Raw genomic sequence first — 11,492 nt, 5'->3', positions numbered from 1 at the left:
TGCCGTGTCCAGCGCTCCAACACAAAATCCTGCCGAGGCTCGTAAGCCACGGCAGGATTTTGCATTACCAACGGATGGAGTGAGATTCGAACTCACGGTACGCTTTTGACGTACACACGCTTTCCAGGCGTGCGCCTTAAACCACTCGGCCATCCATCCTGAGACTGCGACCACGCCTGCGTCTTCCTGTCATAGACGAACGCGCCGGCGCGGGGATCCACGACGACGCGTCCTTATCCACACGTGCTGCTCATCGACTTGTCGCACCCGCAGCAGTTGCCGCAGCGGACAGGGTGAGATTCGAACTCACGATACCGTTGCCGGTACGCCGGTTTTCGAGACCGGTGCCTTCAACCACTCAGCCACCTGTCCCACGGGGAGAATGTCACAAATCTGCTGCCAGTTTTGTGCCTTCGAACCAGGACAGCACACGAGCCACCGTCCTGTTCCCGCAGAGTCTGGATAAGTAATCGGCGAGCGGACCCGATTCAAGGGTATCTGACGATGCCATGGCGCTCGAGGCGCGGCTACGGGGCCGTCGCCGCCTTGAGCCGTGCCAACTCCGCTTCGGCCGCCACGGTGCCGAAGGCGCCCCACTGGCCGCCTTCCACGATGCGCCGCCACAACGCCTCGCCTTCCGCCTTCCGCCCGTTGTACCAGTGCCAGTTGGCCACACCGTACGCCGCCGATGCGTCCTTCACCGACAGCTCGCCGGTCGGGGCGGCGGTGAGCACCGAATCGGCCGGCAATTCGCCCTTGTAGAGCAACATCAAGCGATGATACGCCTGATTTTCAATGATCGTCATGTCGCGCGAGATCGGCACCAGCACCTGCGCGGCCTCGGCATCGCGACCCGACCGGCGAAGCGACATGTAGAGCCAATGCGCCATCGACACGCGACGGTCGTCGTTGGTCGCGGAATCCACCTCGAGCTTGGCGACGCGCGCGGCGGCCGTGAAGTCGCCCATGAGATAATGCGCGAGCGCCAGGTGATAGCCGATGTTCGAGTGCAGGGTACCGATGGGTGAGTTCTGCGCGTTCGGCTGTCCATCGGGTTCGATTTCGTCGGGCTTCCCCTGCACGAGCGCGGTGGCGTGCTCGAGATCCCTCACGGCGGCCGCAAAGTCGCGCACTGAGATGTAGCGGTGTCCGCGGTGGCGGTACAACCACGGGTTGTCGGGATAGAGTGCGATCCCGCGCGTATAAATCTCGATGGATTCGCGCAGCTGGCCGAGATACCCTAAGCGACGCGCGTACCAGATGATCGAGTCGACATTGGTAGGCGTGTGCTCGTACGCGCGTTGTGCGTCGGCAAGCTGAGCCGCGTACTTCTCGCGCACAGTGGCGGCAAGTGGCAGGGCGCGCAGTGTGTCGCCGAGCAGCGAGACGGCTTGAAAGGCGGGCGCCACGGGCGCCGCCGATGCTGGCGGCGCGTCGGCGGGTGCCGCGCACGCCAGTGCGGCCGCACAGGCACCGGCGATGACCCAAGTGATCGCCTGCGGTGTGCGGCGAGTCGATGTACGAAGCGCTGTCATGACTGGAGAGAGCGAGAGGAGCACGGGGCCTACCCGCGTCGGGCGGCGAAGAATGCCCGTAATATCGCGCGCGATTCCGCCTCCTGCACGCCCCCGCGCACCTGCGGGTGATGGTTGAGCTTGGGATGCCGCACGACGTCGCCGACCGATCCACACATGCCGGCTTTGTCGTCCCATGCGCCGAAGACCAGCGTGCCGACTCGCGCGAGGACAATCGCGCCGGCGCACATCGCGCAGGGCTCGAGGGTGACCACGAGCGTGCACTCCAGGAGGCGCGCGTCACCCAGCACTCGCGCGGCCTCGCGCAGCGCGAGGACTTCCGCATGCGCGGTGGCGTCGCCATCACGCCCCATCCGATTCTGGCTTCGGGCCACGACCTCGCTGCCACACAACACGACAGCGCCAACCGGGACTTCCCCGGCCAGCGCGGCCGCGCGTGCTTCGGCGAGCGCGAGATCCATTGCGGCCTCCACCTCAGGCGCCAACGGCGGCCCGGGGATGGACGGAGGCGCCGGGCTCAACCCGCCGCGCCGGCCATAGGCGGAGCCGCTGACGGAGCGACAAACGCCGCCTGGGCCGCCGCATCGGTGGCGTCCCCGTGCTTGAACGACAACGCATCAGTGCCCTCCTGCACGTCGGCCACGATCACATCGCCGTCCTTGAACGTGCCGTCGAGTACCGCGAGCGCCAACGGATTCTGCAGCATGCGCTGCACCGCGCGCTTGAGCGGTCGTGCGCCGAATACCGGATCGTACCCTTCGTCGGCGAGCAACGTGCGTGCCGCGTCGGTGAGTCGAATGGTGAGCTTGCGGTCGGCCAACAACTTGCGCAGATGGGCAAGCTGGAGGTCAACGATGTGATCGATCTCGCCGCGACCCAGCGGATGGAAGACGACGATGTCGTCGATGCGGTTGAGGAACTCGGGCTTGAACACGCCACGCAACGCCATCAAGACCTCCTGCTCTACCGTGACCCACGCGGTGTCGTCGGCCTGACCGCGCTCGAGGATCAGCTGACTGCCGACATTGGACGTCATGATGATGACGGCGTTGCGGAAGTCGACGGTGCGTCCCTGCGAATCGGTAAGGCGACCATCATCGAGCAATTGCAGGAGAATGTTAAACACATCCGGGTGCGCCTTCTCGATTTCGTCGAACAGGATCACGGAATACGGGCGGCGACGCACGGCCTCGGTGAGCTGCCCGCCTTCTTCGTAGCCAACGTAGCCCGGCGGTGCACCAATGAGGCGCGCCACCGCGTGCTTCTCCATGTACTCCGACATGTCGATGCGCACCATCGCGTGTTCATCGTCGAACAGGAATTCGGCGAGCGCCTTGGCGGTCTCCGTCTTTCCCACGCCTGTGGGTCCGAGGAAGATGAAGGAACCGATTGGACGATTGGGATCCTGTAGTCCCGCGCGCGACCGCCGCACGGCATTCGAGACCGCCTTCACCGCTTCTCGCTGTCCCACCACGCGCGTGGCCAGGACGTCTTCGAGCTTGGTGAGTCGTTCGCGTTCGCTCTCGAGCATCCGCGTGACCGGGATACCGGTCCAGCGGGCCACGACATCGGCCACGTCGTCGGCGCCGACTTCCTCCTTGAGGAACTGCGGCCGACCGTCGTGGCTGCCGAGTTTTCCCTCGGCGACCTTCATGTCGCGTTCGAGTTGCGGGATCTTGCCGTAGGTGATCTCGGCGGCCTTGTTGAGGTCACCGGCACGCGTGGCCTGCTCTGCTTCGAACTTCGCCGTTTCGATTTCCTGCTTGATGCGGCCGACGGCGCCGAGCGTCTCCTTTTCCTGCTGCCACTGGGCGCGCATGCCGGTCGTCTGTTCCTTCAGGTCGGCGAGCTCCCCCTCGATGTGCCCGCGACGCTCGACCGATGCCGGATCGGTCTCCTTGCGCAGCGCCTGGCGTTCGATCTCGAGCTGCACGACACGCCGTTCCACCTCGTCGATCTCCTGCGGAACTGAGTCGATTTCGATGCGCAGCCGGGAGGCCGCTTCATCGATCAAATCGATGGCCTTGTCGGGCAGGAAGCGATCACCGATGTAGCGATTCGAGAGTGTCGCGGCGGCCACGACCGCGCCATCGGTAATGCGCACGCCGTGATGGGCTTCATAGCGTTCTTTGAGGCCGCGGAGAATCGCGATGGTGCTTTCGACGCTGGGCTCACCAACGAACACGGGCTGGAAGCGACGCTCGAGGGCGGCATCTTTTTCGACGTGCAGGCGATACTCATCGAGCGTGGTCGCTCCGACCACGCGGAGTTCGCCCCGTGCCAGCATGGGCTTCAGCATGTTGCCGGCGTCCATGCTGCCTTCGGCCTTGCCGGCCCCGACCAAGGTGTGCAGTTCGTCGATGAACACGACGTAGAGCCCTTCCGCGCTGGTGATCTCCTTCATCACCGCCTTGAGACGCTCCTCAAATTCGCCACGGAACTTCGCGCCGGCGATGAGTGCGCCGAGATCGAGCGACACGAGCTTCTTGTTGCGCAGCCCCTCGGGCACGTCGCCACTGATGATGCGCTGGGCAAGCCCTTCGGCGATGGCCGTCTTGCCGACGCCGGGCTCACCGATGAGCACGGGGTTGTTCTTCGTGCGACGCGACAGGACCTGGATGACGCGACGGATCTCTTCGTCGCGCCCGATGACCGGATCGAGCTTGCCCTTACGCGCGGCTTCGGTGAGATCGCGGGTGAACTTCTCAATCGCCTGATACTGCCCTTCGGGCGATTGGTCGGTGACCTTGTGCGAGCCACGCACGAGCTTGAGCGCCTCGAGCAGCGCCTTGCGGTGGGCCCCAACGGTGGTGAGGACGCGCGTGCTGTCGGTGCCCTTGGCATCGGCGAGGGCGAGGAGCAGGTGCTCGGTGGAGACGTACTCGTCCCCCAGGGCCTTGGCTTCTTTCTCCGCGGCATCGACGACCTGCGTGAGTTCGCGGCTGAAGGTGGGCTGGGCGTCGCTCTGTTTGGCGTAACGGGCCGCCTCCTGTTCGGCACCGGCACGGACGCTGGCGACATTGGCGCCGACGCGCTGCAGCACCGGGACCACGATGCCTTCGTCCTGGGAGAGGAGCGCCAGGAGCAGATGCAGATCGTACACGAGCGGATTGCCGGCCTTGCGCGCAAGCGCCACGGCTTCGTTGAGCGCCTCGGCGCTCTTCACGGTCAGGCGGTCAGGATTGATCATGGTGTCTCGGATGGGCAATCACAGTGCCGAACTTCTGCTGCCAATACTGCAGACACCAGCACCGAGTTTCGAGAGGGAAGCCCCTACAGCGGCCAGTTGAGCAGATCGCGAATACAAAATGGCGCGCCGGGTCCGTCCACCCGGCGCGCCATCGTGAGTTTTCGTTCGGGTCTCGTGGTGCTCGTTTACTCCCAGCTTACTTCACCACGATCATCTTTTTCACCAGCGGCACGCCATCCACCTCGAGACGATACAGATACACGCCCGAGGCGGCCTCCCGCCCGGTTGCTTGGACCTTGCCATCCCAATACGCGACGTAATCGCCGCATTGGAAAGACACCTTTTCTAGCGGTTGACCTCCGGCCACCCCTCCGGTTCCGCCCTGCAACACCGGCGTCGCTACAACTTGCATGATCATGTTGTAGATCTTCAAACTGACGCGGTACTGCCGACCGGGCTCGGTGCAGTTGGGTGCATCACCCACACTGAACGGGATGCGAGTCTCAGGATTGAACGGATTCGGGTAGTTTTGTCCGAGCGTTGCTCCATTGCGGCGTTGCTTGCTGTCCTGCGCGGCCGCGACCCGTGGCATGATTACGCTGAGAGCGAGCACCAGACCCAGTGCTCCCCACACACGTTTCATGTTGCTTCTCCGACTGACGAATCAGGGTTGTGAGTCGAAGTCTCCAAGTGAAAGGTGGACATCCGGCCTGAGAATCAGGCCTTCGTGAAGGTAGGACGCGCGGCAGGGGCCGTCAAGCAACAATCCTCCGGACCCGGGGGGGCGCGTCACCATCCCCCCTGTTCCCAGACCGCGAAGGCGCGCAGTTCGCGGTTGTCGGGGAGGTGCTGGGTGACGAATTCCCTAAGCAGCCGCTGGTGCGCCCGGCCGGCGGCCGGCTCGAGGTCGGGCTGATCCCCCCGGAGCCAGGCAGAAATGACGTCGCGGGCGGCGGCGGGAAGCCGACGGCCGGACGGCGCCATTTTGGCGCACAGCGGACAGAGTACGCCGCCGGCGGCGTGACTGAAGCGGGCATCTGCCTCAGCGGGGATCTCGGCGTGGCACTCGGCGCACCGATCGATGCTTGGCATGAAGCCAACCTCGCTCACAAGCCGCCAAACGACGCCGAGGGTCAGCGCCACGGTGTCGGCCTCCGCGGCCTCGGCGATGGCGTCCAGCCCCGCGGCGACCCCGTGATATACCCGGGGCGCCGCCTCGTCGTGCACCACGCGCATGACGCACTCCACGAGGGCACTTGCCGCGGTGAACCGGCCCAGATCGGCGGCCAGCCCCGCGCGCGAGCGGGTGACGTCGAACGCGGTGAGGGTATGCAGGTCACGCCCGGGTTTGACCTGAATCTGCGCCTGCCCTTCGGCGAAGAGATCCACGCCACTCCCGAATCGTTTCTTCGACGAGCGGGCACCACGGGCCACCACCGACAGCACGCCGGCCTCGCGGGTCGCCAACCGCAGGATGCGCGACGACTCGAGATACGGCACCGCGTGGAGCACGATCGCATCGGTGGTGATCAGGGACATATGTGGAGCTTAGCGACTGCCCCGACGACGCGCGTACTGCGTCGACGGCGTTGGCATCGCTTACGGACGGATCGCCAGGTCCACGCCGCCCTGATTCGCGGCCACACGACGGACCTCGGTCCCGGCTGGGCTGAACACGAGCAACGAGGTCACGGACGCGGTGCCGTTCTGGATGCAGTGCAGCCGGCCGAGCGCATCGGCCTGTCCGCTTCCGCAGGTGACGGCCGTGCCGGAGGCGCCTGTGAGCACCAGCCAGTCGGCCGACGCCGATGTGACAAAGCTGAGATCGGCCGTCCGCACCTTGATGATCCGGTTGGTGAAGGAGGCAAGATCCTGATAGAGCGAGACGTAGAGGAAGCCGTCGAGGCCCATTTTCACGCCGGCGCCGTAGCTATTGGTCGGCATCTTCTTGCCCAGCAGGACGCGCTTGCCGCGCAGGTCGACTTTGGCAATGCCGCCCGTGGCGATCAGCGTGTACGGGAAGGATGCGAAGCTGGCATCACCACCGGCGCTGATGAACGCCACGTCGCCGTCGACCAGCGCGGACGCGCCCGACCCACGCAGCCCGGGCATGACGATCGTATCGCGTGTGGTGCCCGAGTTCGGCACGCGGATGAGCCGTACATCGCCCTGCACCGCGTAGTTCACTTTGCAGTTTGCATTCGCGTCGACGATCCAGATCGCGTTGTCGAACTGAAAGAGATCGGTCGGGCACGTGCCCGCGTTCGTGATCCGCGTGCTGGTCGCGGTCCCGGCGCCGGCGAAGGACAGCAGCGCCACACTCGAAGAGTCTCGAAGGGCCGCACCGATAAGCGTTTGCCCGCCGGTTCCGGTGAGGAGTCGGGCGCGCGCTGGATTGCTGCGGGTAGGGAGCTGGATGCGACGCGTGGTCGACGTGCGCACGTCGGTGACGTACAACAGATCACCAGCGCCGCGGCTCGAGACCGTGAGCACCGTATCGCGCAGGAGCGTAAAGCCGCCGGCATCGAACTCAGAGGTGGGCGCGAGCGTGAGCTTGGTACTCGCACTGCCGGTGTCCCCAAGAAAGGTGAGGCCGGGCTGGATAAAGCCGTCGAGCACGATGATGCCGCGTGGCGGTTGCGGCGTGCTGTTGTTGATCCCGTCATCCCCGCAGGCGGCGAGCACTGTGAGCAGGACGGCGGCGGAAGCGGCGAGGACGTTGCGGCCAACAGAAAAGCGAGAGCGGACCTGGGGGATCATCGAAGGACGTGTTGCAGGGTGAACGACATCGCCCAGGAGCGCCCGGGTGACGGGAAACCGCGAACCGACTGCCACGAGACATCGGTCGCATTCTCCACGGAGAACGCGACCAAGGCGTCGAGACGGGGCCACGGCCAGTGCGGCAGCGCGCGCAGCTGCTGCGCGACGGTGACATCGACGAGCGACAGCGCGGCCAGCTCGAAGTCGGGATTGCGCGGGCCGGCGGTGTATGGCCGGGCGCCCGTGCCTCGCCACACGACCGTGGCGTGCTGCGCAGTGGTGTTCAGCTGCAGCTGCGCTCCGCCGGCGAGGCGCGGCACGTACGGGGTGGGAATGCGAAGGCCGCCGGTGCTGAGGACCGCGTCGTACGCGGTGATCCACGCCGAGGCCAAGGCGACGCCCAGCGCGAGCTCAGCGCGCGACTCGACGCCGCGCAGGCGTTCACTCCCTACGTTGGCGGGGCTCCAGCCAAAGTTGCCCGGGAACCACACGATCGCATCACGCGTGTTACGCGCGACGAGTGCGCCTTCGATGCTGGCGCGGCGGCGCACGGTGCCGGCAAGCAGACGCAGGCCGCCGCTGCCATCGAAATCGACGCGCTCCGGCAAGAGCGCACGCACGAACAACCGTTGCGGCGAAGAGAAGTACAGGTCGTACAGCGTGGGGACACGCACCGCCTGCGCCGCCCGACCGAACGCCATCACGTGCGCCTGTTCGCCAAGCCGTACGAGCCGCCGTTCAGCGCCAACGGACGCGGTGGGGCGTACGCCGCTGCCTTCGATGAGATCGGCGCGCGCGCCAATATCGATGTTCCACCGATCGTCGCCCGCGGCCCGCCACGCACGCTGGACGGCGGCGAAGCCGCGACGGCGTTGCTGGGCGATGCCACCAGTGGCCACGAGCCGATCGGCACCGCCCCCGAGACGCCACGCGATATCGTGGAACGCCCCTCGCCATTCGGCATCGGCGGCCCACGCCACCGCCCGGGTATCGAGCGCTGGACGGGTGGGGTCAACATAGTGCAGGGCGAGCTGACGCCCCCCGGCGACCAGCACGGTGCCGCGCAGGCCGGCTTGGGCCCGCACCAGCAGTCGATCGGTGCGCGCGCGATCGGCATCGTAGCTGCGGACGTTGGCGGGACCAACCATACCACGCTCGCTGCGGGAGGCGAGCAAGGAGAGTTGCGCCCGGTGCCCGATCACGCCGAGCGACGCGGTGGATCGTTGTTCGTCGTTGTTGATACGCGCTTCACGCTGTGCTGCCACGCCCGCGTCGTTCACAAACGTGAAATCGTTGGTCGCGTGGCGCCGCGCACCGCTGGCCTGCCAGAGCGCGCCGGCGGCTTGCGCGTGCCATGCGCCTTCCACTGTCCGCTGCCCGAAGGCACCCAGCCGAACGGACGCCACGCGTTGGGCGGACGACGTGAGCGCCAACACCCCGCCCGTGGCGCTGGATCCGGTCCCGACGGGATCGGCACCGAGGGCGACGGTGGCCGACTGCAGCCCCGCCAGTGGAAGATCCGACACGTCGGCCATACCCGTGGCCGGATCGTTGAGCGGCATGCCGTCGAGCGTGATGGCGACCTGTTCGCGACGCGCGCCGCGAAGCGACAGCCCGGTCTCGCCACGGGCCGTGCGCAGGTTCGTGTACGGGATGAGCGCGAGCAGCGCGTTCACCGAGGACGCCCCCGCGATGCGCGCGTCGGCTGCTGTCAACGTAGCGCTCGTGCGACCGGCGGCGCGCGCTATGCCCGATCCTTCAGCGGCACGAACCGCCGTGACGTGCATGGCGACCAGCTGTTGGGCCGCACGCTCCGTGTTGGTGGCATCGCGCGGAAGCAGCGACACCCAGACGGTATCCGCGTTGAGGCGCACGCCACTCGGGCCCTGCGCACTCGCGACGACGCGCGCCAGATACCCCGCGCGGGCGACGGATACGCTATCCGTGCGGCCGATCCGCAGGACGGCGCACGCGCCCTCGAGCTGACGTGGTGCGACCGACGATGGCCGACCCATCGATGCGGTGGGCCGCACGGTGAGCACGGCGCCGACTACGGGCGCGCGCGTCCGCGCATCGGACACGCATACCGTCGTGGAATCGCGGAGTGGATGGTTCAGTTGCGCAATCAGATTGACCAACAGGAGCGCCGCGATGCTCACGACGTTGGACGCTCTCGCTGGCGACCGCGGCCACGCAGCGGAAGCAACGCCGGCGCCCCGACGGCGGGATCGCGCGTGACCACGAGTGGCCACTCGTATACGCGCTCGAGAATCTCGCCACGCATGACGGCCGCCGCGTCACCGGCCGCCGCAACGACTCCGCGATGCAGCAGCACGATATGCGAGGCGAAGCGGGCCACGAGGTTGAGCTGATGGCTGACGAGCAACACGGTCTGCCCCTGCTGGGCGAGGCCATCGAGCAGTTCGAACACGGCCATCTCGTGGGCGATGTCGAGGAACGTGGTGGGCTCGTCGAGCACGAGCACCGGCGCGGCCTGAGCCAGCGCGCGGGCGATACGGACGCGCTGCCACTCGCCGCCGGAGAGCGTGTCGGTGCGCCGACCGATGGCGTCGGCGATACCCGCTCGAGCCACGGCGCTCTCGACCGCGGCCAGATCGTCGGCGCTCATGCCGCCGAACGCGCTACGACGGGCGTGTCGGCCAAGCGCGACGAATTCCTCGACGCGCAGCGGCAGTACCGGCTCTTCGCGCTGCGGTACGATGGCGATCCGGCGCGCGAGTTCGCGCGCATCGAGCGAGGCCACATCCACGCCACCCACCGTCACGCGGCCAGACTCCATCGGGACGCGCCGCAACAACGTGCGCACGAGCGTGCTCTTGCCGCTGCCATTCGGTCCGACCACGGCCGTCATCTTTCCCGGTTCGGCCACGACAGACACGTGATCAAGCGCCTGTTGTGCGCGGCCAGCGTAGCGCACGCTGACCTGATCAAATGCGAGGGGTGTTCCCTGCTCTCGCGCCCGCGTCACGCCGCTCATGCGGCCAACCGGCGGAGACGCAGCAAGAAGAACGGGACGCCGACCAGCGCGGTCACGGCTCCCAGCGGTAGGTCGGCTGGCGCGCGCAGCGTGCGTGCCAGCAGATCGGCGGCGACCAGCAGCACGGCGCCGTACAGGGCCGAGAGCAGCAGCATCGGCCGATGCTGTCGGGCGCCGAGGGCGCGCGCGATGTTCGGCACGACCAGCCCCACGAAGCCGATCAATCCGGCGGCGGCCACCGTGGCGGCGGCAAGCCAGGACGCCACCAGAAACAGCTGACGCGACACCCGGTCGACGTCTACGCCGAGTGCCGCCGCAGGTTCATCACCAAGCGAGAGGACATCGAGGTCACGTGCGCGCCACACGAGGATGCCGCCGAGGAGCAGGAGCGCCGCGGCGCAGCGCGCGACGGCTGGCCATGTGGCGTCGGCCGCCGAGCCCATCATCCAGAACAGCGCACCGCGTAGTCGCTCGGGGGGCGCGTCGGCGAGTGCCACCAGAATCGCGGCGTTGGCGAAGGCCCCGACGACGACGCCGGCCATGAGCAGCAGCTTGGTATCCGCACTGCCCCCCACCACGCGCGCGATCGCGGTGACCACGACCGTTGCAATGGCCGCTCCGACAAAGGCGCACGCCGTGACGAGCGCCGGCTGCACCACGCCGAAGGCCATCGCGGTCACGGCGCCGACGGCGGCGCCGCCGGACACGCCGAGCAGATATGGTTCCGCCAGGGGATTGCGCAGCGTGCCTTGCAGCGCGCCACCGCTACTCGCGAGGCCCGCGCCGACCAGCGCCGCGAGCAGTACGCGAGGTGCCCGCAGGTCACGCACGATGGCGATCGTGGAGGGATCCCCGAGGCCGCGGAGAGCGTCGAGGATGTCACGCGCGGCGATCGGCACGGCGCCGATGGTGAGGCCGAGCACCACCACGAGCACCAACAAGAACGCACCGATGCCCCACGCCACTCCTGGCGAGGCCATCGCGCGTCGAGGGTCGTGGCGCGACACGT

At 67.2% G+C, this 11,492-nt stretch carries 9 protein-coding genes and 2 tRNA genes; all 11 read right to left on the bottom strand.

What is annotated here, in order from left to right; all coding sequences use genetic code 11:
* Window positions 1-71: 71 nt before the first annotated feature.
* Window positions 72-159: transfer RNA gene (locus ACIRA7_RS03530), tRNA-Ser, on the bottom strand.
* 126 nt (window positions 160-285) lie between these two features.
* Window positions 286-372 (bottom strand) — tRNA-Ser (locus ACIRA7_RS03525).
* A gap of 155 nt (window positions 373-527) precedes the next feature.
* Complete coding sequence (locus tag ACIRA7_RS03520; protein ID WP_396219427.1) at window positions 528-1,535, bottom strand: tetratricopeptide repeat protein; 1,008 nt, start codon at window positions 1,533-1,535, stop codon at window positions 528-530.
* Between the two features lie 29 nt (window positions 1,536-1,564).
* Entirely contained in the window at window positions 1,565-1,996 is a 432-nt protein-coding gene (locus ACIRA7_RS03515) for a nucleoside deaminase (protein WP_396219426.1), read from the bottom strand.
* A 56-nt stretch (window positions 1,997-2,052) separates the two neighbouring features.
* A complete protein-coding gene (gene clpB / locus ACIRA7_RS03510) occupies window positions 2,053-4,725 on the bottom strand; it encodes an ATP-dependent chaperone ClpB (protein WP_396219425.1) in 2,673 nt (890 codons plus the stop codon).
* Between the two features lie 196 nt (window positions 4,726-4,921).
* Window positions 4,922-5,368 carry a hypothetical protein gene (locus tag ACIRA7_RS03505; RefSeq protein WP_396219424.1) on the bottom strand — a complete coding sequence of 149 codons (447 nt, stop codon included), beginning with the start codon at window positions 5,366-5,368 and terminating at the stop codon, window positions 4,922-4,924.
* Window positions 5,369-5,514: 146 nt separating this feature from the next.
* On the bottom strand, window positions 5,515-6,264 hold the full coding sequence (gene recO / locus ACIRA7_RS03500; protein WP_396219423.1) for a DNA repair protein RecO: 750 nt from the start codon (window positions 6,262-6,264) through the stop codon (window positions 5,515-5,517).
* A gap of 60 nt (window positions 6,265-6,324) precedes the next feature.
* Window positions 6,325-7,485, bottom strand: coding sequence for a hypothetical protein (locus ACIRA7_RS03495; RefSeq protein WP_396219422.1), 1,161 nt, complete (start codon window positions 7,483-7,485; stop codon window positions 6,325-6,327).
* On the bottom strand, window positions 7,482-9,644 hold the full coding sequence (locus tag ACIRA7_RS03490; RefSeq protein WP_396219421.1) for a TonB-dependent receptor plug domain-containing protein: 2,163 nt from the start codon (window positions 9,642-9,644) through the stop codon (window positions 7,482-7,484). The genes ACIRA7_RS03495 and ACIRA7_RS03490 overlap by 4 nt, the downstream gene beginning before the upstream one ends.
* Window positions 9,641-10,483: an ABC transporter ATP-binding protein gene (locus tag ACIRA7_RS03485; protein WP_396219420.1), complete on the bottom strand. Its 843-nt coding sequence runs from the start codon at window positions 10,481-10,483 to the stop codon at window positions 9,641-9,643. Before ACIRA7_RS03485 ends, ACIRA7_RS03490 begins: the two co-directional genes overlap by 4 nt.
* Window positions 10,480-11,463: a FecCD family ABC transporter permease gene (locus ACIRA7_RS03480; RefSeq protein ID WP_396219419.1), complete on the bottom strand. Its 984-nt coding sequence runs from the start codon at window positions 11,461-11,463 to the stop codon at window positions 10,480-10,482. The genes ACIRA7_RS03485 and ACIRA7_RS03480 overlap by 4 nt, the downstream gene beginning before the upstream one ends.
* Window positions 11,464-11,492: the final 29 nt, after the last annotated feature.

Origin of the sequence: Gemmatimonas sp. (genome assembly GCF_044376735.1) — a bacterium.
Classification (GTDB): Bacteria; Gemmatimonadota; Gemmatimonadetes; order Gemmatimonadales; family Gemmatimonadaceae; genus Gemmatimonas.
This window is presented reverse-complemented; position numbering and strand designations above follow the sequence as displayed.

What these genes read in the sequence shown, in the direction of transcription:
- ACIRA7_RS03515 (WP_396219426.1), bottom strand. Translation starts at nt 1,996, where the DNA reads ATGGATCTCGCGCTCGCCGAAGCACGCGCGGCCGCGCTGGCCGGGGAA.
- clpB (WP_396219425.1), bottom strand. Translation starts at nt 4,725, where the DNA reads ATGATCAATCCTGACCGCCTGACCGTGAAGAGCGCCGAGGCGCTCAAC.
- ACIRA7_RS03480 (WP_396219419.1), bottom strand. Translation starts at nt 11,463, where the DNA reads ATGGCCTCGCCAGGAGTGGCGTGGGGCATCGGTGCGTTCTTGTTGGTG.
- ACIRA7_RS03520 (WP_396219427.1), bottom strand. Translation starts at nt 1,535, where the DNA reads ATGACAGCGCTTCGTACATCGACTCGCCGCACACCGCAGGCGATCACT.
- recO (WP_396219423.1), bottom strand. Translation starts at nt 6,264, where the DNA reads ATGTCCCTGATCACCACCGATGCGATCGTGCTCCACGCGGTGCCGTAT.
- ACIRA7_RS03495 (WP_396219422.1), bottom strand. Translation starts at nt 7,485, where the DNA reads ATGATCCCCCAGGTCCGCTCTCGCTTTTCTGTTGGCCGCAACGTCCTC.
- ACIRA7_RS03505 (WP_396219424.1), bottom strand. Translation starts at nt 5,368, where the DNA reads ATGAAACGTGTGTGGGGAGCACTGGGTCTGGTGCTCGCTCTCAGCGTA.
- ACIRA7_RS03485 (WP_396219420.1), bottom strand. Translation starts at nt 10,483, where the DNA reads ATGAGCGGCGTGACGCGGGCGCGAGAGCAGGGAACACCCCTCGCATTT.